This window comes from Amphibacillus sediminis NBRC 103570 (assembly GCF_001552275.1).
GTDB classification, from domain to species: Bacteria; Bacillota; Bacilli; order Bacillales; family Amphibacillaceae; genus Amphibacillus_B; species Amphibacillus_B sediminis.
The window spans coordinates 72,377-96,957 of the sequence record NZ_BCQW01000007.1 but is presented as its reverse complement, the minus strand read 5'-3'; the positions used below and the strand labels follow the sequence as shown (position 1 = coordinate 96,957).

At 38.7% G+C, this 24,581-nt stretch carries 17 protein-coding genes; 16 read left to right on the top strand and 1 reads right to left on the bottom strand.

Translation table 11 applies throughout. The features are described 5' to 3' along the window. Positions 1 to 352: 352 nt before the first annotated feature. From ASE01S_RS06820 to ASE01S_RS06795, 6 genes are all read left to right on the top strand, one after another. Entirely contained in the window at positions 353 to 1,219 is an 867-nt protein-coding gene (locus tag ASE01S_RS06820; protein ID WP_067840283.1) for a YitT family protein, read from the top strand. A 218-nt stretch (positions 1,220 to 1,437) separates the two neighbouring features. Continuing rightward, positions 1,438 to 2,124, top strand: coding sequence for a cell division ATP-binding protein FtsE (gene ftsE / locus ASE01S_RS06815; protein ID WP_067840281.1), 687 nt, complete (start codon positions 1,438 to 1,440; stop codon positions 2,122 to 2,124). Next, positions 2,114 to 3,004: a permease-like cell division protein FtsX gene (ftsX, locus tag ASE01S_RS06810; RefSeq protein WP_067840278.1), complete on the top strand. Its 891-nt coding sequence runs from the start codon at positions 2,114 to 2,116 to the stop codon at positions 3,002 to 3,004. Before ftsE ends, ftsX begins: the two co-directional genes overlap by 11 nt. 65 nt (positions 3,005 to 3,069) lie before the next feature. Next, entirely contained in the window at positions 3,070 to 4,461 is a 1,392-nt protein-coding gene (locus tag ASE01S_RS06805) for a murein hydrolase activator EnvC family protein (RefSeq protein WP_169793092.1), read from the top strand. A gap of 119 nt (positions 4,462 to 4,580) precedes the next feature. Beyond that, positions 4,581 to 6,050 (top strand): S41 family peptidase, encoded by a 1,470-nt coding sequence (locus ASE01S_RS06800; protein WP_067840274.1) that lies wholly within the window; start codon positions 4,581 to 4,583, stop codon positions 6,048 to 6,050. Between the two features lie 110 nt (positions 6,051 to 6,160). Next, positions 6,161 to 7,357, top strand: coding sequence for a PDZ domain-containing protein (locus ASE01S_RS06795; protein WP_067840272.1), 1,197 nt, complete (start codon positions 6,161 to 6,163; stop codon positions 7,355 to 7,357). Between the two features lie 66 nt (positions 7,358 to 7,423). Here ASE01S_RS06795 and ASE01S_RS06790 read toward each other — a convergent pair whose 3' ends face one another. After that, on the bottom strand, positions 7,424 to 10,624 hold the full coding sequence (locus tag ASE01S_RS06790) for a DEAD/DEAH box helicase (RefSeq protein WP_067840270.1): 3,201 nt from the start codon (positions 10,622 to 10,624) through the stop codon (positions 7,424 to 7,426). Positions 10,625 to 11,491: 867 nt separating this feature from the next. On the opposite strand from ASE01S_RS06790, the gene ASE01S_RS06785 reads away from it, so the two are divergent. The 10 genes from ASE01S_RS06785 to lgt all read left to right on the top strand — a co-directional run bounded on the left by ASE01S_RS06785 (position 11,492) and on the right by lgt (position 24,580). Then, positions 11,492 to 13,084, top strand: a complete 1,593-nt coding sequence (locus ASE01S_RS06785; RefSeq protein ID WP_067840268.1) for a peptide chain release factor 3 — start codon at positions 11,492 to 11,494, stop codon at positions 13,082 to 13,084. A 541-nt stretch (positions 13,085 to 13,625) separates the two neighbouring features. Next, entirely contained in the window at positions 13,626 to 15,608 is a 1,983-nt protein-coding gene (gene uvrB / locus ASE01S_RS06780) for an excinuclease ABC subunit UvrB (RefSeq protein WP_067840267.1), read from the top strand. Positions 15,609 to 15,614: 6 nt separating this feature from the next. Continuing rightward, entirely contained in the window at positions 15,615 to 18,488 is a 2,874-nt protein-coding gene (gene uvrA, locus ASE01S_RS06775) for an excinuclease ABC subunit UvrA (RefSeq protein ID WP_067840265.1), read from the top strand. 24 nt (positions 18,489 to 18,512) lie between these two features. Beyond that, entirely contained in the window at positions 18,513 to 18,866 is a 354-nt protein-coding gene (locus tag ASE01S_RS06770) for a YojF family protein (RefSeq protein ID WP_067840263.1), read from the top strand. A gap of 22 nt (positions 18,867 to 18,888) precedes the next feature. Then, a complete protein-coding gene (gene bshB2, locus ASE01S_RS06765) occupies positions 18,889 to 19,545 on the top strand; it encodes a bacillithiol biosynthesis deacetylase BshB2 (RefSeq protein ID WP_067840260.1) in 657 nt (218 codons plus the stop codon). A 569-nt stretch (positions 19,546 to 20,114) separates the two neighbouring features. Continuing rightward, positions 20,115 to 20,312 (top strand): PspC domain-containing protein, encoded by a 198-nt coding sequence (locus tag ASE01S_RS06760; protein ID WP_067840258.1) that lies wholly within the window; start codon positions 20,115 to 20,117, stop codon positions 20,310 to 20,312. After that, positions 20,312 to 20,677, top strand: a complete 366-nt coding sequence (locus ASE01S_RS06755; protein WP_067840256.1) for a phage holin family protein — start codon at positions 20,312 to 20,314, stop codon at positions 20,675 to 20,677. The genes ASE01S_RS06760 and ASE01S_RS06755 overlap by 1 nt, the downstream gene beginning before the upstream one ends. Positions 20,678 to 20,901: 224 nt before the next feature. After that, complete coding sequence (gene pabB / locus ASE01S_RS06750; protein WP_067840253.1) at positions 20,902 to 22,632, top strand: aminodeoxychorismate synthase component I; 1,731 nt, start codon at positions 20,902 to 20,904, stop codon at positions 22,630 to 22,632. Between the two features lie 148 nt (positions 22,633 to 22,780). Beyond that, entirely contained in the window at positions 22,781 to 23,734 is a 954-nt protein-coding gene (hprK, locus tag ASE01S_RS06745; RefSeq protein WP_157065155.1) for an HPr(Ser) kinase/phosphatase, read from the top strand. An 18-nt stretch (positions 23,735 to 23,752) separates the two neighbouring features. After that, entirely contained in the window at positions 23,753 to 24,580 is an 828-nt protein-coding gene (gene lgt, locus ASE01S_RS06740; RefSeq protein ID WP_067840251.1) for a prolipoprotein diacylglyceryl transferase, read from the top strand. The last annotated feature ends 1 nt before the right edge of the window (position 24,581 follow it).

Here is a 24,581-nt window from a genome sequence, read left to right as displayed (position 1 = left end):
GTTTAACTAACGTTCAATGGGGGACAATCCGGCTGAATCAAGTTGAAGTCGCCAGTGGACACCACAGATTTTAAGTGGGAATTTTTCGAGCGAAGCGCGATAAAACCTGAGCGCAAATATGTCAAGGGAGATTTGAGTGAATATCGCTTAGAAATGATTAAACTTGTAAGTCAATTGGCAAGATAGAGCCTAATTAGAGAAAAAACGCAGAGATATTAGCAAAAACAGTGCATTTCCAGTGAAATTCGAGAAAGTATCTCAATTTAACTCTTTTCATTTTGATACTTGTCCGACAGATGTAGCCCGTGTTATACTCCTAAAGGTTTAAATTTGAAAATAGAGGTGTAAATAGATGATGGCAAAAAATCGACGTCAATCATTATCAGGTAAAGTAATGGTTGTACTAGAATACGGTCTTGTCCTCTTAGGATCCTTTTTTATTGCGATTGGCTTCAATTTATTTTTATTACCTAATGATGTTGCTTCCGGTGGTGTAATCGGAATAAGTACAATTCTAAATGCTTTATTTGACTGGCAACCCTCATTTGTTCAGTGGTCAATTAATATTCCATTATTTTTCTTAGGGACATTTATTTTAGGTAAGAATTTTGGCCTGAAGACATTAGTTGGAACTATTTTTGTGCCATTGTTTGTTGCACTTACGAGTACGTTGGCACCAGCTACGCCTAATCCACTATTGGGAGCTATTTTTGGTGGAATGGCAGCTGGTCTAGGGATAGGTACTGTATTTAAAGGAAAGGGCTCAACAGGAGGTATTGATTTAGCGGCACAAATTTTACATAAATTTGTCCCACTTCCATTCGGCATTTGTATTGCCTTATTTGATGGTGTTATTGTTTTAACATCTATGTTTGTATTCTCAATTGAGCAAGGGCTATATGCGTTAATCGGTTTATTTATTACAAGTCGGACCGTAGATCTTGTCCAAGTTGGGTTAAATACTTCAAAGAATATTATGATTATTACTGAACGTGTTGATGAGGTTCGTCAGGCCTTGTTAAATGAAATTGATCGTGGTGTTACGGTTTGGCATGCTGAAGGAGGCTATACCAAGCAAAACAGGAAAATAATCATGTGTGTGGTCACTCAAAGCGAATTTAGTCGAACGACTCAGTTTATAAAAAGTATTGATCCAAGTGCCTTCATCGTTGTCATGAACGCAAGTGAAGTAATTGGAGAAGGGTTTAGCAAAAGCTAAACCCTTTCTTTATTTAGGAAAAAAGATACCATACTTTTGGAGTATAATTAGTAATATTTTCGATAATTAAACAAATACTTACACACTTTGAAATGAAATTGTAACAAAAAAAGTAGATTTAAGTGTTATAATGTAGTAAATTGAGTGGTTCAAATTTTCTTAAATAGCTCGGACGACTCAGCTTAATTTACTCAAATAACTAATAAGGTGATTAATTTATGATAGAGATGCAGGATGTACAAAAGACTTATCCAAATGGCGTTTCAGCGTTGAATGGCGTCAGTATAACGATTGAAGACGGTGAATTTGTCTATTTAGTTGGGCAAAGTGGTGCTGGAAAATCAACTTTTATTAAGCTTATTTTTCGTGAAGAGGTTGCAACAAGTGGGAAAATAGAAGTAAATGGAAAAGATTTGTTAAATATGAAATGGCGCGAAGTACCTCTATTGCGTCGCGATATTGGGGTTGTATATCAAGATTTTAAACTTCTGCCTAAGCTATCTGTGTATGAAAATGTGGCTTTTGCATTAGAGGTTGTTGAGGAATCACCCCGTCATATTCGCAAGCGTGTTATGGAAGTATTAGATCAAGTAGGCTTAAAAAATAAAGCTCGATTTATACCAGATGAACTATCTGGAGGAGAGCAGCAACGGGTTGCTATTGCGCGTGCTATTGCGAATTACCCAAAATTGCTGATTGCTGATGAGCCAACTGGTAATTTAGACCCTGATACGTCTTGGGGAATCATGAAAATACTCGAAGAGATTAATGCTTCAGGTACGACGATTATTATGGCTACACACAGCAAAGATATTGTTAACACGATTAAGCGTCGCGTTATAGCCATAGAAGGTGGCTTAATTGTGCGTGATCAGCATAGAGGTGAATACGGTTATGAGGCTTAGAACATTAAAAAGACATTTTAAAGAAGGCTTAAAGAATAGTTGGAGAAATAGCTGGATGACATTAGCATCTATAGCAGCGGTAACAACCACACTTCTCCTTGTTGCGACTTTTCTAACGATTATTATGAATATAAATCATATCGCTAATAGTATTGAAGAGGATGTTGAAATTAAAGTATTGGTTGATGTCACGGCGACAGAAGAAGAAACAGAACAGCTTGGCGATGAATTAAATCAACTTGAACATGTTGAATCTATTGTATTTTCATCTCGTGATGAAGAACTACAAAATTTAATGACGAGCATGGGTGACCAAGGTAGTTTTTGGGAAATGTTTGAACAGGATAACCCATTAAACGATGTCTATGTAGTAAAGGCGCAAAATCCTCAAGATACCGAAATGATTGCCCAAGAAATTGAAGGATTCAATCGGGTTGAGCGTGTAAATTATGGACAGGATATTATCCAGAGCTTGTTCACGTTTAATAATTTTGCCCGAAATATTGGCTTAGTTTTAATTATTGCCTTAGTCTTTACGGCTATTTTTCTAATCTCTAACACAATTAAAATAACCATTTACGCGCGCCGTAAAGAAATTGAGATTATGAAGCTTGTTGGTGCGACAAATTGGTTTATTCGCTGGCCTTTCTTTGTTGAAGGCTTACTACTAGGTGTACTAGGTAGTATCATTCCCATTGCGATTTTATTTAGCGGCTACTATTACCTTAATCATAGTGCAGGACTTGACCAGTTCGATTTCATCCAAATCTTGCCTTATCATCCGTTTGTCTGGCAATTGTCAGGAATTGTTCTATTAATCGGCGCAAGTATAGGTATATGGGGCAGTGTCATGAGTGTACGTAAATTTCTTAAAGTGTAAGTCTCTTAATCTAGGAGACTTACCTTTTATACATAGAACAGAAACTTGAATGGAGGAAAGCTATGATGAAAAAAATCATATACTACATATTAACAGTCATCCTTTTGTTGCAAGTGATAATTCCAATGAGTGATTCTGTTTCTGCACAAACCATTAGCGAGTTGGAGCAAGAACTAGCTGAATTACAAAAAGAGCGGAAAAATATCGATGAGAATGCTAGTAATGCTCAAGAAAAAATTGCTGAAAATGAGAAAAGTCAAAAAGAAGTTAAAAATAAAATTTCTGAGATTGATAATGATTTAGCGACAACAGAGGCTAATATCGAAGAAAAACAAGGTGAGATTAATTCAACAGCTGGCGAGATTAGTAGAGTAGAGGGGTCTATTGCTGAGACAGAAGCGGAAATCACCAAAACTGAGCAAGAGATTGATACATTAACAGAAGAAATTGATGAGCTCATCATTAGGATAGAAGAGCGTGATGCATTAATTAAGAGTCGGTTACGCTCAATTCAGCAAAACGGTGGTAATATATCCTATTTAGAGGTGCTTTTTGGGGCACAAAGCTTCGGTGATTTCATTAATCGGATAACAGCGGTAAATAAGATTATGGATTCTGACCGCAATATCTTCGAGGCCCAACAGGCAGATAAAGAAGATCTTGAAGCAAAGCGTATTGAGGTTGAAGAGAAGCAAGAGCAGCTTGTTGCCGATAAGGAAAAGCTTGACCATGATAAAGCAGAACTAGAAAAACAGCAGAATAATTTAGTTGCACAGCAACAAGAATTGGCTGAGTTACAAAGCCAGCTAAGTCAACAACGACAGGAACAATCAGAGCTGTTAGGGAGTCTTGAAGAGGAATATTTTGAGTTAGAAGATTATACTATGTCACTTGAGGAAGAGCGTCAAGTCTTAGCTGATCAAGAGGCTGTTATTGAAAAACTGAAACGAGAGAAAGAGGAAGAACAACGTAAGGCTGAACAATTGGCACAAGAACAGCAGGGCCAGGGATCAGAGAATAATAATCCATCGACACCAAGTGGAGGTGGAGGCGGTAATGCTAATTTTATTTGGCCAGCCACAGGTCGGCTAAGCTCTGGTTATGGTTGGAGAACACACCCTGTCACAGGAGTGCGTAGCTTCCATGGTGGTATCGATATTGCAAATGCACAAGGGACACCAATTAAAGCTGTTGCCTCAGGAACTGTAACACGATCAGACTTTTCATCATCCTATGGAAATGTGATTTATATTTATCACCCTGATATTGATAAAACAACCGTCTATGCACACTTACATACGCGTAGCGTAAGTTACGGTCAATCAATATCGCAGGGACAACAGATTGGAACCATGGGTACGACCGGGATATCAACTGGTAACCATCTCCACTTTGAGGTTCATAATGGTGGATGGAGTCAAGGTGGCGGAATTGACCCAATGCCGTTTTTACCGTAATGATTAATTAAAGTTAAACATAAAATAAATTTAAAGGCATCGCACATTTTGCTGTGATGCCTTTTTTGAACAGTTTATGGTACACTAGAGGGACAAGATTTTTTATCGAGGTGAAACAAGTGCAACTAAAGAGGAGTATGCTTGCTTTTTTATTACTATTGGCTTTTGCGATTGGTGGTTTTGGGACGTACCTTATCATTGAGTATACTAGTGATACCCAATTAGAGTCGGAGAATAAGGGAAAGGCGTTCACAGAGGCTGAATATGAAGATCTATTAGAAGAATTGACTGAATCGGTTAGTTTACCTAAGGTTCTTCAGGCATTTAACGTTATTCAAGAGAATTACTTAAATGATGTGACGGATGAGCAATTAATCGAAGGTGCTGTAAGAGGAATGCTTGCAACCTTAGATGATCCTTATAGTGAATATATGGATCAGGAAACAATGGCCCAGTTTAATGAACAGATCGAGTCCTCTTTTGAGGGGATCGGTGCTGAGGTCAGCATGATCGATGGTCAAGTGACGATTATCGCACCCATTAAAGATTCGCCTGCTGAAAAGGCAGGGTTAAGACCTAATGATCAGGTGCTTTCAGTTGATGGTGAAAGCGTGGAAGGATTAGACTTATTAGAAGCTGTTGCTAAAATTAGAGGAGAAAAAGGTTCTGAAGTGACTATTGAAATTCAACGACCTGGTGTTTCTAATCCAATTACCTTTACATTAAAACGTGATACCATTCCTTTAGAGACCGTTTATGCAGAGATGATTGAAGTAGAAGGTCAAAAGGCTGGCGTTATTCAAATGACTTCATTCTCAGAGCATACGGCAGAGCGATTTGAAGAAGAGCTTGACCAGCTTGAAGCTGATGGGATGGAAGGTTTAATCATTGATGTTCGTGGCAACCCAGGTGGTTTATTGCCAGTTATTGAAGATATCCTAAAGCTATTTGTAACGAAGGATCAACCGTATATGCAAATTACTGATGGTACGGATAATAAAGAACGTTATTTTTCAAACCTTGATCAAGCTAAAGATTATCCGATCAGTGTTTTAATTGATGAAGGAAGTGCATCTGCTTCAGAAATTTTAGCTATTTCGTTAAAGGAAACAGTTGATGCAGAAATTGTAGGGATGAACAGTTTTGGAAAAGGAACTGTCCAACAGACTATTCCAATGGGAGATGGTAGCTCAATAAAAATTACGATTTTAAAGTGGCTATCCCCAGAAGGAAATTCAATTCATGAAGTAGGGGTAGCCCCTACGATTGAAGTGTCACAGCCAGATTATTACTATACAGCACCTATTCAGCTTGATCAAACACTTCGCTTTGATCATAGTGATGACAACATCGAATTTGCTCAAATTATGCTTGATGGTCTTGGTTATGAGGTTGACCGTAAGGACGGTTACTTTAGTGAGGCTACTAAGTCTGCACTTCTTGACTATCAAACAGATCGAGATTTAGATGCTACTGGTGACCTTGACCAGGATACAGCAGAATTGTTACAGTATGATATTATTGATCGTATTCGTGGGAACGAGGATGATTTGCAAAAGCAAGCTGCACTTGAAGCTTTATTTGATTAATTGAATAAAAATGATGTGATAGTGGAAATTAATTGCTTTTTAATGCAGGATTATCACATGATATAGCGAATTAACAATGTAGAATTGTTTTGTTGGGTGGGGGTATGGTTATGGAAATATGGTTATGGGAAATAGCTAAAGCGATTGGACGATTATTTTTAAATCCGCTCGTTTATTGGTTTTTTATGATAACTGCATTAGCGTCAGCAGCTCGGATTAAGCAGGAACGGCGATCATTTGGTCACAAAATTTTTCCTATGATGGATGAAATGTATGGACATCGTTTACGAGGGTTTCTTTATGGTGTTTTGCTTTCCGTTATCGCGATATTTTTAACTGTTATGTTACATCCATTGATGCTACTTGGGATTATCTTTTATTCTGTATTGTTTTCAATCTCAAAGCGCTTTTCTTGGTTATCTAGCGCCTATACGTTTGGTTTTACTTCGATTACCTTATTGTTTTATCCATATTTTCAAGCCTATTTACCGGCTCCACTTCAATTGGAGCTGACTACCCTGCAATGGGTGAGTTTTACAACGTTAATGGGTCTGCTTTTATTGATAGAAGCCTCAATGCTTAGAACATTGAAGGTAGACCAAACCTTTCCTGAGATTTTTCGTGGTGCTCGAGGAAAGATGCTTGGACAACATCGAATTAAACGTATTAGCTTAATTCCATTGGTACTAATCTGGCCAGTTGGACAGTTAGATTTTGCTGCGGATTGGTGGCCTATTCTTAATTTTGGAGAAACAAGCTATGGTTTTGTTCTGTTTCCTCTCATTATAGGATTCGAACAGGTTGTAAAAGGAGCCCTGCCCACACACATGTCCAAACGCTTTAGTCAGTTTTTATTTATTTTAGGGCTAGTCGTTGTAGCAGTTGCCTTGTCAGGGTTTTATTTCGGCGTTTTTACCTTAGTCAGTGTGATCATCGCACTTGCTGGACGAGAATGGTTAAGCTATCGGCTTCGAACTCAAGATCAAAGGCAGCCTGCGCTGTTTAATCCATCCGAACAAGGAATAAAGGTATTAGCTGTTACACCAGGCTCACCAGCTATAGATATGGATTTAAGGGTTGGTGAAACGATTGTCAAAGTGAATGGTATTGATATTGTGAAACGTGATGATTTTTACCGGGCACTTCAAACCAATCGCGCATTTTGTAAGCTAGAGGTCTTGGATGAACGAGGGGAATTACGTTTTGTGCAGCGTGCATTGTATCAAAATGAGCATCATGAATTAGGTATCATTTTCGCAATTGACCATCAAGAACAATTAAATGAGCAAACAAGCGATATTTCCTAGGAAATATCGCTTTTCTTAATTACTTTACGGTGTCACTTACCATATACATATTGTTTGTACAGTTTGTTAATCAATTTCACGATCATAACTCAGTAGTATCTGTAAGTCTTCCTGATTAAGTGATGAGAGTAGGGTCTCATTTGGTTCAATGATCTCATCGACGAGTTGTCGTTTTTTTTCTTGGAGGCGAAAGATTTTTTCTTCAATGGTTCCTTCTGTGATTAATCGAATCACTTCTACGTTTTTAGTCTGACCAATTCGATGCGCTCTTCCTGCGGCCTGAGCTTCGATAGCAGGATTCCACCATAAATCATATAATATAACCGTGTCAGCTCCCGTTAAGTTTAGTCCAGTACCACCTGCTTTGAGTGAGATTAGAAAGAGATCCCGTTCACCATTATTAAAGGCATCTGCCATCTCGACACGTTGCTTAGCTGGTGTTTGGCCATCTAAATAGAAGGTTTGATAGCTTTTTGCTGTCAGCTCTTGATTTATAAGCTGAAGCATACTTGAAAATTGAGAAAAAATCAGCACACGTCTATTTTGTTCATATAGCTGTTCTAACAAAGTTTTTAATAGCTCGAGCTTACCTGATTCACCTTGATAATCATCTAAGAATAGTTGAGGATGACAGCAAATTTGTCTTAATCGAGTTAGGCCTGTTAACAGTTCTAGCTTGCCTTGCTCGAATTGATTAAGGGCAATACGTGTATCAACTTGTTGTTGAAGCTGCTCTAAGTAGGCTAAATAAAGATGTTTTTGATCTATTGTAAGCTCAGCGTATTGCTCAAATTCAATTTTTTCTGGCAGCTCTGGCAATACCTCTGCTTTTAGTCGTCGCAAAATAAACGGTCGGGTTATCTTTTTAATATAGTCACTTGAGTATTGCGAAAATTGTTGTTTCGAACCAAGAAAGCCAGGTGAGATCGTATTAAAGATTGACCATAATTCATTAAGCCGATTTTCTATAGGTGTTCCTGTAAGAGCAAAACGCAGTTTAGCTTTTAGTCTGCGAGTTGCTTTAGCTGTTAATGTGAGATGGTTTTTAATTGCTTGGGCTTCATCCAAAATCATAATATCGAAAATGAGGTTATCATATAATGCGATATCTTGTCGCAGTAATGGATAAGAAGTAATCAAAATATCGTAATCATTTGCCTTTTCAATTGCTTTTTTTCGCTCAGCTTTAGGCCCAATCATGACCTTAACTTTTAAATTTGGCGCAAACTTTTCGTACTCCTTTTTCCAGTTATACATCAGCGAGGCAGGAACGAGAATGAGTGAAGGTAGCTTATCTGTGTTATTCTTTTCTTTTTCACTGACAATGAAGCTAATGGCTTGTACCGTTTTTCCTAATCCCATCTCATCAGCAAGAATACCACCCAATCGATAGCGTGACAATGATTTGAACCAGTTAAAGCCGTGCTGCTGATAATCACGTAATTTTACTTTAAGGCTAGTCGGCAAGATAGCCTGTTCATTCCTAGTTTGGTTTAATTCGGACATTAACTGCTGAAATGCTTGTGAATAATTAACATTAAATGGATCTAATGCTTCTTTAACTTGAAAGCTGCGCGCTGTGGGTAATTCAATATGCCCGTCCACCACATCTTTTTTTCGTAAATGTAACTGATCGACCAAGCTTTGAAATGCCTTAAAGCGATCATCATTTAATTTGAGTAAGGTGCCGCTCTCTAAGCGATGAAACGATTGCTTTTCAATTAATGCTTGTAATATTAACTGAATCTCATTTTTCGATATGCCATCCATTTTAAATTGGACATCGAGCATTCCGGTATAATGATCCATTTGTATATAAGTCTCCAAATCGGAGGGAACTTCTTCTGTTAATGCTTGAACCTCTTTAGATAAATAGACGGTTACTTGCTCTTTTAGCTGAGGTAAAACCGTGTTGACAAATTGATAAATATGGTCATGGCTGAAAAGCTGAAAGCGTTGATTCAAATAATAAAAACCGCTTGCCTTTAATGTTTGAATTAATTCATTTTCTTTTTTGAAATCACGAGCCAATACTTTTTCACCAGCTGTCTGCGCTTGAAAAGGTGCTAGTTCAACCTGTCCATATTGAAAAACGACCGTAGCACTTAACGTTTGTTTAATTTCTTCGATGAAAAGCTTTATTTGTAACGGCTTCTGCTCAATCGTTTCTTTAGCTTCAGGGCTAAATTCGGTGGTTCCCAATTGTTCAAGCTTTGGCAGGACATGTCCAATAAAGTGGGCCATTTTATTTCGACTTATCAGGTACTGGTGCTTTTGACGATAGGGAAGAATACGATATATTTGTGCTAATACTTCTTTTTGCTCAGTCGTTAATGGATAAACGTGTGATTGTTTCATCAATAAACCATAGCTAGAATAGAAGCGATAGCTAAATAAATCGGAAAAATCAATGTGATAAAGATTGTTATCATACTGAATCGGAAATTTTATCTCAGATAAACGATCATGCAAAATAAGCTTTGATATAGGTGTACCGTCTTCTTTTATCAGTTGATACGAACAGGATTCTAAACTTGATAAAAAGCGATTAATCAGAAAAGGTGGAATAATAACCTCTCGTTTATTCTGATCGAAATAGTCATCAGCATAGATAACGGCTTGTCCAATGGCTTGGTTAATTAAATCAAGCATGCTTAGATCGTTAGTTGTTAGCTTATGTTCTGTTGGGTGGTACATAAATTTATCAGTAATAGAGTAAGATTGTTTTTGTTTGATAGCTAAGATAAAAGCCTGAATATCTTTGACAATGTATAATTGTTTCATCCCGCATTTCAAAGCAACTTTAAAATGGGGCTCTTGCTGGCCAGCTTGTTTTGTTTCTATAATCGTATAGTCCATTTGTAACGTTGTTTGCTGTTCAACAATAGCCCGGTCCATCACTTCAAAGATTTCAATCATCCTTAATGGAAAAGGATCAGTTGGTTGCGCGATAACCTCTTTGATTGCAGACTGAGATGGATCCTGCTGATGACTGATTGCAAGTAGGACCGCTGCAATGTGCTTACAGGTAAAATGGGTTTCGTAAGCTGAGCAGTTACATTTTGCTTCTAAATCATCGTGTTCAAAGAAGAAAATACGAACATGATAGGTTTGAGCCCCTTTGACTACTGCACTCCATGAATCAATACTTTGGTTATAACTAAGACGATGGACACGTCCTTTTTTATAATAATCAAGTCCACGCTTATAGAATCTTTGTCCTGTAATTTTAATGATATCTTCTGTTTCAAGATAGAAAGTTGTCATAATTAACTCCCTTACATAAATATAAAGTGAAACTTCGTTCAGTGAAGGTATCGACGCATAGGATGTACTCGTGCAAACGTTACGACACGACGTCGCGGACTTAGCCAGCTTCCTCTTTCCCCCACTGAACGTGAGTAGAACCAATCGGGCCGTTACTGACAGTTGGATCTCCCACTTAGACATGACGTGTTCCCTTTCTTTCTTGAAGTGGGAGTGTTACAAAAGCCCTTCGATGGGGCGAGTAATTGCAGCCCCAGCCAGTTACACAGCGATAAAAAGGTATATCCTATAATTTTAGCAAATTTATCAGAAAATGAATATAGTTCAGTAAATGGTTTTTTTATTGAATCAGTCTTGTTTAGCTATTTGGCTGAAATATTCAATCATTTTGCCTTTTCTAGTAACAGGCTGTGAATCTGGTTTATAATAAAAAAGAACAAGCGGCAAGCATTATTCGTTGTTTTTCGTTTTATACATATTTAAGGCATACATTCCCGTTCCGGCTTTATGTCATAGGTTTTTTGAATTTATGCTATAAGATTGACTTTTTTCAACTAATTATGCTACTTTCAATAAGCAGAATGGAAAAATAGAAAAGGAGTCATGTGCCAATGTAAAATCCCGATATACAGATCTTTATAGCTAATTAAAAGCGCCTTGGCATATTTATGCCCAGATTTTAAAGAGCTTCGCTCGATAAATTTCTACTGAAAAATCTGTGGTATCAGCCGGAGGTTTTTAACTTTATTCAGCCGGGGTTTGAGCCCCACTGATTGGAATAATGATAGACATTCATCTCACCCTTATAGGAGTGGAGAATTCTGCTGAATAAAGTTAAACGAATGAACGAAAGAAGGGGTTTTAACCATGACGATAGCTACAGAAGTGAATAAACGAAAAACATTTGCGATCATTTCGCACCCTGATGCGGGAAAAACAACTTTAACCGAAAAGCTATTATTATTCGGAAATTTAATACGGTCAGCCGGGACAGTAAAAGGGAAAAAGTCTGGTAAATATGCAACCTCGGACTGGATGGAAATTGAGAAGCAACGTGGAATCTCAGTCACATCGAGTGTGATGAATTTTCAGTACAAAGACTATAAAGTGAATATCTTGGATACACCAGGGCATGAAGACTTTAGCGAGGATACTTATCGGACACTAACAGCTGTTGATAGTGTGGTCATGATAATTGATGCCACTAAAGGAATTGAAGCCCAGACCATTAAGCTGTTTAAAGTTTGTAAAATGCGAGGTATCCCCATTTTTACCTTTATCAATAAAATGGACCGTGAAGGACGTGAACCGTTGGCTTTGCTTGAACAAATCGAACAGGTGTTAGAGATAGAGACATATCCAATCAATTGGCCTGTTGGAATGGGTAAACGTTTTTTGGGAATTTTTGATCGGTTTCATCACCAATTCGTTAAATTTAATGGAAATGAACAGGAAACGGTGATCCCGTATCAAGAATTAACAGAAAATCAAGATCTGGATTTCACATCAGATCCTACGTTTATTGAGACTAAAGAAGAACTGGCCCTCCTTGATGAAGCAGGAGATGAATTTTCTTTAGCGGCTGTATTAAAGGGAGAACAGACACCGGTCTTTTTCGGAAGTGCCCTCGCACCCTTTGGCGTTCAAACTTTTTTTGATACATTTATCGATATGGCGCCAAGCCCAAAGCCTCGACGAATAACAACAGGACAAATGGAGCCACACGAGCCAACCTTTTCAGGGTTTATCTTTAAGATTCAAGCCAATATGAATCCTGCTCACCGCGACCGTGTTGCTTTTTTAAGAGTCTGTTCTGGTAAGTTTGAGCGTGGGATGACTGTTAGACTTGTACGCACTGATAAAATGATCAAGTTAAATCAAACACAGCAATTTGTCGCCTCAAGCCGAGATACAGTAGACGAGGCCTACCCTGGTGACATCATTGGGATCTACGACCCGGGTCTTTATCGGATCGGCGACACGTTATTAGCGGGTAAAAATAGCTTTCAATATGATGAGCTTCCTCAATTTCCACCTGAATTGTTTAAACGTGTCACAGCCAAGAATGTAATGAAAGCAAAGCAGTTTAAAAAAGGACTTGAACAACTTGTTCAGGAAGGAGCTATTCAATTATTTACAGGCTATCCGATGGAGCACTATATTATTGGAGCAGTTGGAGAGCTACAATATCAAGTATTTGAGCATCGAATGAAGCATGAATATAATGTAGAAGTCCACCTTGAGTCAATTGGTGAACGTATCCCGCGTTTGCTTAATCAGGACAATATTGATCCACAGCTCTTTGATGAACGAAATATGTTAGTAAAGGATCGTGAAGGTGCTTTTCTTGTTTTATTTAAAAATGATTTTGCTTTAAAGTGGTTTCAAGACAAGCATAAGGAGATTGAGCTGATTGATTTGTTTGAAGCAAGGCGAGCCCATTATGAGGCTATAGAATAATGTAACAGCTGATAATACGTATCAAATGACCTTGACGTATTTAAGCCAGCTTTGCTCAATAAATTTCCACTGAAATTCTATGACAACCATGAGACGTTAACTTGCTCTGACTGGGTTTAACCCCCACTGAACTGCTGTTGATCTCCCACTTAGACATGACGTGTTCCCTTATTTCTTGAAGTGGAAGAGTCACACTGCGATAAAGTTAAATAAAGCGTAGATCTAGAGAAAAACTCGGAACGGGTAAGCATAGGCTTGCCCGTCTACTTTTGCTGGACTTAAGTGAGTTTCCAAGCTACTCATTTGTGATTAATGAAGGAATCAAATAAACTAGTTAAGTAGGGCGATTAGTTTTGCTTAAAACACTCACCCAGCTTCTACTAGTTCTTATCCAACATTTTTGAACACATATTTAAATAATAAACAGATAATTTTCAAATATACCGAATGTTCGTTCGCATATTTCGGTATAATTGTGTATAATAGGTTTATAACAAAATCGGATAGGCAAAAGATAGAGAAAAGATTGGAGGAAAAAGTGATGGGACATCAATTTGAATTGGTCGCAAAATATCAGCCTAAAGGAGACCAACCTAACGCGATAAAAGAACTTGTTGCCGGAATCAATGCGGGTAAACGTTCGCAAACATTGCTCGGTGCTACCGGAACAGGTAAAACATTTACGGTCTCCAATGTAATCCAGGAGGTCAAAAAACCAACGCTTGTAATTGCGCATAATAAAACACTTGCGGGGCAACTGTATAGTGAATTTAAGGAATTCTTTCCGAATAATGCTGTAGAGTATTTTGTTAGTTATTACGATTATTATCAACCGGAAGCTTATGTTCCTTCTACAGATACATTCATTGAAAAAGATGCCAGCATCAATGATGAAATTGATAAATTACGACATTCAGCCACTTCTGCTTTATTTGAACGTGAAGATGTGCTTATCGTGGCGAGTGTATCATGTATATATGGTTTAGGGTCGCCAGAGGAGTACGGTAGACAAGTCCTTTCATTACGCAAAGGCATGGAAAAGGATCGTGATCAATTACTAAGAAATCTCGTCGATATCCAGTATGCACGTAATGACATTGATTTTCAGCGTGGGACGTTTCGAGTACGTGGGGATTCTGTTGAGATTATCCCAGCTTCAAGAGAGGAACATTGTGTTCGGGTCGAATTTTTTGGTGATGAAATAGATCGTATTCGTGAGGTCGATGCCTTAACTGGCGAAATTATCGGTGATCGTGAGCATATTGCCATCTTCCCAGCCTCACACTTCGTGACAGGTGAAGATAAGTTAAAAATGGCGATGAAGAACATTGAAGCAGAGCTCGAAGAACAGTTAAAGTATTTTAAAGCGAATAACAAGTTACTGGAAGCACAGCGTATTGAACAACGGACACGCTATGATCTAGAGATGATGGCCGAAATGGGCTTTTGCTCTGGAATCGAAAATTACTCGCGCCATCTCACTTTACGTGAGCCAGGGTCAACACCATATACCTTAATAGACTATTTTCCTGATGATTTCCTGATTGTGATTGACGAATCACACGTGACTCTACCACAAGTAAGGGGGATGTTTAATGGTGATAAGGCTCGGAAGCAAGTGCTGGTAGACCATGGTTTTCGCCTCCCATCTGCTTTGGATAATCGACCGTTAACCTTTGAAGAATTTGAGGCAAAGGCTAACCAATTTATCTTTGTTTCAGCAACACCGGGTCCATATGAGTTAGAACATACGCCGAAAATGACGGAACAAATTATTCGACCGACTGGATTACTTGATCCGAAGGTCGATGTTAGACCAATTGATGGTCAAATCGATGATTTAATTAGTGAAATTAATGCACGAATTAAAAAGGATGAGCGTGTATTAATCACAACCTTGACCAAAAAAATGTCTGAGGATTTAACCGATTACCTTAAGGAAATAGGAATGAAGGTCGCCTACCTTCACTCTGAAATTAAGACATTAGAACGAATTGAAATCATTCGTGATTTACGTGTAGGTAAGTATGATGTATTAGTCGGAATTAATTTGTTAAGAGAAGGGTTAGATATTCCAGAAGTATCGCTCGTTGCAATCCTAGATGCGGATAAAGAAGGCTTTTTGCGTTCAGATCGTTCACTTATTCAAACGATGGGACGGGCAGCTCGAAATGCTTCAGGTCAGGTTATTATGTATGCTGATCATATCACAGATTCAATGCGCCGAGCTATTGATGAAACAGAACGTCGTAGAGAAATTCAGCAAGCTTATAATCAAAAACACGGGATTGTACCACAAACCGTTAACAAGGAAGTACGTGATGTCATTCGAGCAACAATGGTTGCTGAGGATTCACCAGCTTACCAAGAGGATGCGCCAAAATTAGCTAAGATGACAAAAAGTGAGCGCAACAAGTTAATTGAAAAATTAGAACAAGAAATGAAACAGGCCGCCCGTGAGCTTAATTTTGAAAAGGCAGCTGAATTACGTGATCTCGTACTTGAATTGAAAGCGGAAGGATGAGAATAAATGGCGAAAAAACATATTTCTATAAAGGGAGCTCGCGCTCACAATTTGAAAAATATTGATTTAGACATTCCTAAAGATAAATTAGTTGTTCTGACAGGCTTGTCTGGCTCAGGAAAATCGTCACTTGCCTTTGATACGATTTATGCAGAGGGGCAACGCCGTTACGTTGAATCCCTTTCTGCCTATGCCCGTCAGTTTTTAGGACAGATGGATAAGCCTGATGTAGATACTATCGAAGGTTTATCACCTGCAATCTCGATTGATCAAAAAACAACCAGCCGTAATCCGCGTTCAACCGTTGCAACTGTTACTGAAATCTATGATTATTTACGTCTCTTATATGCACGTATTGGACGCCCGATTTGTCCGACACACGGTACGGAAATTGCTTCACAGACTGTTGAGCAAATGGTTGATCGCATATTAAGTTATCCCGAGCGAACAAAACTCCAAATCCTTGCTCCAGTAGTCTCTGGGCGAAAAGGTGAGCACGTTAAGCTGTTAGATAAGCTCAAGCAAGAGGGCTACATTCGTCTACGTGTTGACGGCGATATGATGGAGATAGGCGATGATATTAAATTAGCGAAAAATATAAAGCATTCGATTGAAGTTGTGATTGATCGTATTGTAGTAAAAGAGGGGATATCTGGTCGATTAACAGACTCTTTAGAGGCAGCTCTTAAGCTTGGTGAAGGAAAAGTATTAGTTGATGTAATCGGTCAAGATGAATTACTCTTTAGTGAGCACCACGCTTGCCCTATTTGTGGCTTTTCTATTGGTGAACTTGAGCCACGTTTGTTTTCGTTTAATAGTCCTTATGGGGCCTGTGAGCACTGTGATGGATTAGGCACGAAGTTAGAGGTCGATGTTGATTTAGTTATACCGGACAAACAGCTTAGCTTGAATGATGGAGCAATATTAGCATGGCAACCAACCACTTCTCAATATTATCCTCAACTATTAGCAAGTGTCTGTCAGCACTATGGGATTGATATGGATGTACCTGTTGCTGACTTGCCAAAGGACCAGTTAGCTAAGATCTTACATGGGAGTGGCAAGGAAACCATTCATTTTAGTTACGAAAATGATTACGGTATGAAGCGAGAAACCGATATTCAATTTGAAGGTGTGCTCAATAATATTGCTCGTCGTTATCGTGAAACAAGCTCAGATTATATTCGTGAACAGATGGAAAAATATATGGCGCAAAAAGATTGCCCGACCTGCTCAGGCTATCGCTTAAAGAAGGAAGCATTGGCTGTACGTATTAATGATTTGCATATTGGACAAGTTACCGAAATGTCGGTTGTTGAAGCTAACCGCTTTTTGCAAAACCTTGTTTTAACTGATAAAGAGCAACAAATTGCTAAAATGATTTTAAAAGAGCTAGACAATCGCTTAACCTTTTTAACGAATGTTGGGTTAGACTACTTAACGCTTTCTAGAGCTGCAGGGACATTATCAGGTGGCGAAGCACAACGTATTCGCCTGGCAACACAGATAGGCTCAGCATTGACAGGTGTTTTATATGTATTAGATGAGCCATCTATTGGTTTACATCAAAGGGATAATGACCGATTAATTAGTACGTTACAACAAATGCGCGATCTTGGTAATACGCTTATTGTGGTCGAGCATGATGAGGACACAATGTTAGCAGCTGACTGGTTAATAGATATAGGACCTGGTGCTGGAGAGCATGGCGGTCAGGTGGTAGCTAGTGGTACACCTAAACAAGTGATGAGAAATAAAAAGTCCATGACTGGACAGTATTTATCCGGGGATAAATTTATTCCAATTCCTTTAGAGCGTCGAAAAGCAGATGGACGCTATCTTGAGATTCAGGGAGCAGAACAGAATAATTTAAAAAAAGTCGATGTTAAAATTCCTATTGGCTTGTTTACAACTGTTACTGGTGTATCCGGTTCAGGTAAAAGTACGCTAATTAATGAGATATTACACAAGAAATTAGCGATGGAGCTTAATCGAGCTCGACAGAAGCCTGGAAAGCACAAGGCGATTAAGGGCAGTGATTATTTAGAAAAAGTCATCGATATTGATCAATCGCCAATTGGTCGTACTCCTCGCTCTAATCCTGCTACCTATACAGGAGTATTTGATGATATTCGTGATGTCTTTGCTCAAACGAATGAAGCTAAAGTTCGTGGCTACAAAAAAGGACGGTTCAGTTTTAATGTTAAAGGTGGACGTTGTGAGACATGCCGTGGCGATGGTATTATTAAAATAGAAATGCATTTTCTACCTGATGTTTATGTACCTTGTGAAGCTTGTCATGGCAAGCGTTATAACCGTGAGACCTTAGAGGTAAAATATAAAGGGAAAAATATTGCAGAGATTCTAGATTTGCGAATTGAAGAGGCACTTGATTTCTTTACTAATATTCCAAAGATCAAGCGTAAGCTTCAAACCGTTTATGATGTAGGGTTAGGCTATATTCGACTTGGTCAGCCGGCTACCACACTTTCAGGCGGAGAAGCACAGCGGGTTAAACTAGCTAGCGAATTGCATCGTCGTTCAAATGGTAAGTCATTATATATTTTAGATGAACCAACCACTGGACTTCATGTTGACGACATTAGCCGTCTATTAAAAGTATTACAACAACTTGTGGAAAATGGTGATACGGTTGTCATTATTGAGCATAACCTAGATGTAATAAAGGCGGCAGATTATATTATTGATCTAGGGCCTGAAGGTGGAGATCGAGGCGGAACGATCGTAGCGACTGGCTCACCAGAGGAAGTAGCTGAGGTCACGGGTTCCTATACCGGTCATTATCTAAAACCCATTTTGCAACGTGATCGTCAACGAACAATAGAATTATATGACGGTAACACTCAACTAGCAAAATAGAATGTGATAAGGCGAGGGGATAATATGAATAAAATAGATCCAATAGTTGTGCAAGAACAGCTAAACCAATTTGTAAACCAACCTGTTTTTATACATTTGGAGACGACAAATGGGGCTTATGCAACGCATCATAATCGAGCTGCGTATAACGTTGGTGCTTTTATTCGCAATGCTAAGGTGTGTTTTACACAGGCGAAAATAAGTGGTGATCCAACTAATTATCGCGTCGGCTTAAAAACAGAAATCGGCTGGGTCTATGCTGAAGGACTTAGAGATTACCAATTAGATCAGCCAGGTTGTTTACTATTAGCAGGTCATGATGACCAGGGGCGTCTTTTAGTTACACTTGAAATTAGTCATCAGCCTTTTTCAATTTAGCTGTTAAGGAGTTGTTTAACCAATGGAAAAACATGTCGTTGTTATCTTTCCACATCCAGATGATGAAGCTTTCGGAGCAGCAGGCACAATTGCTCGCTTTCGTGAACAAGGTATTCCGGTGACATATCTTTGTGGCACACTTGGTGAAATGGGGCGAAACATGGGTAACCCAACCTTTGCGACTCGGGAGTCTTTACCTGAAATCAGAAAGGAGGAACTCATCGCAGCCTGTCAAGTCTTAGACATTGATTTAGAGATGCTCGGCTATCGTGATAAAACGATTGAATTTGAGGATCGCCAACAAATAGCTGAACATTTACTAGGCTATCTTAATAAACTTAAGCCTTCACTAGTGATTACTTATTATCCTGGATATGCTGTCCATCCAGACCATGATGCTTTTGGTGCTGCAGCCGTATCCGCTGTTTCACAAATGGATCAAGCCGACCGCCCTGAACTATGGGCTTTAGCAATAAAAAAAGGAAAAGAGGCCGATTTAGGGGAACCGGATCTTCAATTTGACATCACAGCCACCTTCACTCAAAAATTTGAAGCGATTATAGCTCATAAATCACAAGCATCTGGGATCCTTGGTGGAATTAATCAAGGACCTGGAAGCTTGGACCAAATTGTCAGAGATAAATTATCTCATGAAGCTTTTTATAAATGGGTATTTTAATGTCATTCAGAAGAATTCTCCCATTGTGAGCTGAATGGATATTTAGTTCCATGCAGTGGAGTCCAACCACCAGCTGAATAAAGTTAAAGCCTCTGGCGGATAGCCAAAGATTTTCATGGGAAATTTATTGAGTGAAGTTCGATAAAGTGAAACTTTGTTCGGTAGGGGTTTCGACGCATAGGAAGTGCTCGTGCAGACGTTGCGACACAACGTCGCGAACTTAGTCAGCTTCCTTTCCCCCACTGAACGTTAGTAGAATCAATCGGGCCGTTATTGGCTGTAAGACTCCCACTTAGTCATGATGTGTTCCCTTATTTCTTGAAGTGGGAGTTTTACAAAAGCCCTTCGATGGGGCGAGTAATCGCAGCCCCAGTCATTTACACTGCGATAAAGTCTAGGCACAAATACGCCAAGGCGCATTTGATTAGGAGGCATTAGTACTTTAACAAAGTAAGGGTGAATAAATTTTCTATCAGACTCTAAGATAAAACAAATGCTTTCGCGATAGGCTAAGCTTTCTAAAGAATATAAGGAATAAATAATCATGTGAAATTGGAGGAGGGTATTAAATGACCAAGAAGCTTTATCGTTCAAATCAAAATGTGATGCTTTCCGGTGTTCTTGCAGGTGTAGCAGAGTATTTTAACCTCGATGCTACTATTGTTCGTTTAATCTACGTCATTGCAGCTATCTTTACGGCAGTATTCCCGTTGTTGGTATTATATATAGTAGCAGCTGTCATCATGCCAAAAAGTGATGTGTATTAATGATGACACGTTGGTTATTATCACTAATCCTTAATGCCACGACCTTAATTGTTGTTGCACAAATATTTGACGGTTTCTATATTGAAACCTTTGGGACTGCATTGCTAGCTAGCTTTATTCTATCGATATTGAATGTAATGGTAAAACCGATTCTTATTATCCTAACATTACCAATGACCGTCATTTCACTGGGGTTATTTCTGTTTGTGATTAATGCCATTACCCTTATGTTAACTCAAGCAATTGTTGGGCCAACATTTGTTATTAATGGCTTCGGTTTAGCCGTGCTCGCGGCGATTGTCATTTCACTTATTAATTTAATCCTTAACAAAATGGTGAAGGATACGATACTTTTAAATAAGTAAGCTACAAGCATGGGAGCGGCTTTTTCCATGCTTGTTTTATTTATCAGACACTAATCATTTAGTCAAATCATTTTGGTTGGGTTTATCATTCAGTTGAGTAGATAGTCAATTTTTATTGATTTTATTTACTAAAGATGTTATTCACTAATAGAGTGAGAAAAATCCTAGCCCGAATTATGCTTGAATTTGCTAGTTGGATGCTGCTAATTAAGGAGAGTCGCAAAATGGATAACATTAAACTACGTTTTGACTTCGAAAAGCAACTATTACTTTTCAAAGAGCCAAAGCAAATTTATACAACATCAGATTTAAATGAAGTAAAACCGATCCTTGAACAACTTGAAATAGAGCTAACGAAGGGGCGTTATGTGGCTGGCTACCTTTCATACGAGGCAGCACCTGCTTTTGAACCACGTTTTGCCGTTAAAAAACAGACAACAATGCCACTCCTTTGGTTTGCAAGCTTTGAACAACCGCTGCTTCCATCGCCTTCAAAGCCAAATCGTGATTGTGAGCCAATTTTGAAATGGCAATCTGTTATATCTTATCAAGATTATCAGGCTGGAATTGCTGCGATAAAGACAGCAATCCAAAAGGGTGATACTTACCAAGTCAATTACACAACACGATTAGTTAGTCCTTTTACAACTGACCCGGAAACATTTTATCATCAATTGACAGAACGGCAGAAGGCATCTTATAGTGCCTATTTAGATATTGGTGAATTTCAAGTACTATCAGCTTCACCAGAATTATTCTTTTCAGTTCATCAAAATGAAATAACGACAAGACCTATGAAGGGTACGATTAAAAGAGGGCGAACGCTAGCAGAAGATCAGGCTAACAAGGCCTACTTGATTAAATCAGAAAAGGAACGCGCAGAGAACCTAATGATTGTTGATTTACTTAGAAATGATCTAGGAAAAATAGCAGTGGAAGGAACAGTGCATGTTCCCGAGTTATTAACTGTGGAAACCTATCCAACTGTTCATCAAATGACATCTACAGTTAAAGCTACCTTAAAACCTGAGAGCCAAATGAAGGACTGGTTTGATGCATTGTTTCCTTGCGGTTCTATAACAGGCGCACCAAAGCTGAAAACAATGAGTTATATAAATGCTTTAGAAACCACGCCCCGTGAGGTTTATTGTGGTGCCATTGGCTACGTTACGCCAAATCGTGATGCTATCTTTAATGTACCCATACGCACGGTTGTTATTGATCAAGAAAAGGCCCAGGCAACATATGGGGTTGGTGGCGGAATTACATGGGATTCAGCAACGGAGCATGAATACGAGGAAATAAAAACAAAAGCTGCGCTTTTAACTGCCAAAAATGTAAAGTTCGATTTATTGGAATCGATCTTGCTGAATCATGGTAAATACCCTTTACTTTCCTATCATTTGGAGCGCTTAAGCCAGTCAGCTACTTATTTTAATTACCACTATGATCCAGCTCAGGTTAAAGACAGGCTAGAGCAGTTAGCTGTTGATTATCCAACAGCTAGTTATAAAGTCCGTTTACAAGTAGCAAGGACAGGTATGATAAAGGTTGAACTTGAGCTTGTTCAGCCTATTCAGCAGCCTGTTAAATGTTATTTAGCTGAACAACCCATTGATTTAAATGACCCTTTTTATTATCACAAAACAACGGCAAGGGACAATTATGACAAGCTAATGATTGATAAGCCAGGTAATTTCGCCACATTGTTATGGAATGAAGAGGGGGAATTAACGGAGTTTACGATTGGTAACTTAGTTATTGAAACTAATGGAATCTATAAAACGCCTCCTATCGAATCGGGCTTATTAGCAGGAACTTTAAGACAACAGCTGCTTGATCAAAAGGTGGTTGATGAACAAATTATCTTTAAAGAAGAACTGGAGAAAGCTGATAAAATTTGGTTGATTAACGGGGTACGTGGTTGGGTTGAAGTCCAAATAAATTATCCTTGAATCATTTAGTAACCTATCTTATCGTCAGCTTGAGCAATTCTATTTACTAAACATTGAAAAATTGATAACCGTAATTAGTGTCACTCCTGATCAAAAAATGCTACAATAGTTACGAATGTGTATTTCAGAGTTGATGGAGGGAAGCCTGATGGCCAAAGTACAAACTAAGGATTTATTAGAGCAATTTAAACTTGAACTTATTGCAGGGAAGAATGGACTTGATCGAGAGTTTATTATGAGCGATATTTCTAGACCAGGTATTGAATTAACAGGTTACTTCCGTTATTACCCGAAGGCACGTCTACAAGTGCTTGGAAAAACTGAACTATCCTATTTTAATGAATTATCAAGTGATGAAAAGCGGGATCGCTCCCAGCGCTTATGCACAGATGTTACCCCGTGTATTGTTGTGACGAGGGGTATGGAAATACCGGAAGAATTAAAGCAGGCTTGTGAAGCAAGTCATGTACCTTTGTTAAGATCACCTTATAAAACAACACGTGTGGTTAGCCGTTTAACTAACTTTCTTGAAGCACGGTTTGCCCCTTCGACAGCCATGCACGGTGTACTAGTTGATATTCATGGGGTGGGTATCTTAATTACTGGTCAAAGTGGGGTTGGAAAAAGCGAGACTGCTTTGGAATTAGTAAAAAGAGGGCATCGCCTTGTTGCTGATGATAGTGTGGAGATTCACCAAGAAGATTATGATCGGTTAATTGGCTCTTCACCAGAGTTAATTGAACACTTACTTGAAATAAGAGGACTTGGTATTATAAATGTTATGACACTATTTGGAGCAAGTGCAGTTCGATCCCACAAGAAAATTGATTTTGTCATTAATTTAGAGAATTGGAATGAGAAAAAACAATACGATCGAATTGGCATGGATGAGGAGACGATACGAATTATTGACGTGGACGTCCCTAAAGCGACACTCCCTGTTCGTCCTGGTCGGAATTTAGCTGTCATTATTGAAGTAGCAGCGATGAATTTCCGCTTAAAGCGCCTAGGTGTTAATGCTGCTGAAGAATTTTCAGCTCGATTAACTAAAATGATCAACCAGGAGGAAGCCAATCTTAATTCGAGTGTTGACTATGATTAAATTTAAGGGGGAATTAGCTTGCCTGTTTTGAGTACTGCACTTAACCCGATTTTTCTTGAACTCGGACCTATTACAATTTATTGGTATGCTGTCATTATTGTGTCAGGGATCGTTATTGCCTTATGGCTAGCCACTAACGAAGCGGTTCGTTTAGGGTTAAAAAAAGATTTTTTCAGTGATCTGTTAATGTGGGCCTTACCAATTGCAATTATTTCAGCACGGATTTACTATGTTATTTTTGAATGGCAACGTTATGTCGACCGACCATGGTGGAGTATTTTTGCCATTTGGGAGGGTGGCATTGCTATTCATGGTGCTTTGATTGGTGCTGTTATTACAGCTTACATATTTTGTAGTAAGAAAGAGGTCCCCTTTTGGAAGGTGGCAGATATCGCTGCACCCAGCCTAATTATTGGACAGGCGATTGGCCGCTGGGGAAATTTTATGAATCAAGAGGCACATGGAGGCCCGGTTTCTACTACCGTCTATGATAACTTCCTCCGCTTTTTGCCAGATTTTATCGAAAATCAAATGACCATTGATGGTGTATTGTATCATCCTACTTTTCTGTATGAGTCATTATGGAATTTGCTTATCTTTGCTGGATTACTTTGGTTTAGAAGGCGAAATCCAATTCGTGGTGAAATTTTCTTAAATTATGTGATCTGGTATTCGGTTGGTCGATTTTTTATTGAGGACTTACGAACCGATAGCCTATATCTATTTGGACAGCTGCAAACAGCTCAAGTGATCTCACTGATTTTAATAATAGGCGGTATCGGCATGATTGTTTATCGTCGCAAGATGAATCATCCTAAGATAAGGTATAATGGTAAAAAAGCTTAAC

Coding starts and splice junctions, on each gene's coding strand:
- ftsE (WP_067840281.1), top strand. CDS start 1,438: ATGATAGAGATGCAGGATGTACAAAAGACTTATCCAAATGGCGTTTCA.
- bshB2 (WP_067840260.1), top strand. CDS start 18,889: ATGGAAAAACATGTCGTTGTTATCTTTCCACATCCAGATGATGAAGCT.
- ASE01S_RS06760 (WP_067840258.1), top strand. CDS start 20,115: ATGACCAAGAAGCTTTATCGTTCAAATCAAAATGTGATGCTTTCCGGT.
- ASE01S_RS06790 (WP_067840270.1), bottom strand. CDS start 10,624: ATGACAACTTTCTATCTTGAAACAGAAGATATCATTAAAATTACAGGA.
- ftsX (WP_067840278.1), top strand. CDS start 2,114: ATGAGGCTTAGAACATTAAAAAGACATTTTAAAGAAGGCTTAAAGAAT.
- ASE01S_RS06805 (WP_169793092.1), top strand. CDS start 3,070: ATGAAAAAAATCATATACTACATATTAACAGTCATCCTTTTGTTGCAA.
- ASE01S_RS06770 (WP_067840263.1), top strand. CDS start 18,513: ATGAATAAAATAGATCCAATAGTTGTGCAAGAACAGCTAAACCAATTT.
- ASE01S_RS06785 (WP_067840268.1), top strand. CDS start 11,492: ATGACGATAGCTACAGAAGTGAATAAACGAAAAACATTTGCGATCATT.
- hprK (WP_157065155.1), top strand. CDS start 22,781: ATGGCCAAAGTACAAACTAAGGATTTATTAGAGCAATTTAAACTTGAA.
- ASE01S_RS06795 (WP_067840272.1), top strand. CDS start 6,161: ATGGAAATATGGTTATGGGAAATAGCTAAAGCGATTGGACGATTATTT.
- pabB (WP_067840253.1), top strand. CDS start 20,902: ATGGATAACATTAAACTACGTTTTGACTTCGAAAAGCAACTATTACTT.
- ASE01S_RS06820 (WP_067840283.1), top strand. CDS start 353: ATGATGGCAAAAAATCGACGTCAATCATTATCAGGTAAAGTAATGGTT.
- ASE01S_RS06755 (WP_067840256.1), top strand. CDS start 20,312: ATGATGACACGTTGGTTATTATCACTAATCCTTAATGCCACGACCTTA.
- uvrB (WP_067840267.1), top strand. CDS start 13,626: ATGGGACATCAATTTGAATTGGTCGCAAAATATCAGCCTAAAGGAGAC.
- uvrA (WP_067840265.1), top strand. CDS start 15,615: ATGGCGAAAAAACATATTTCTATAAAGGGAGCTCGCGCTCACAATTTG.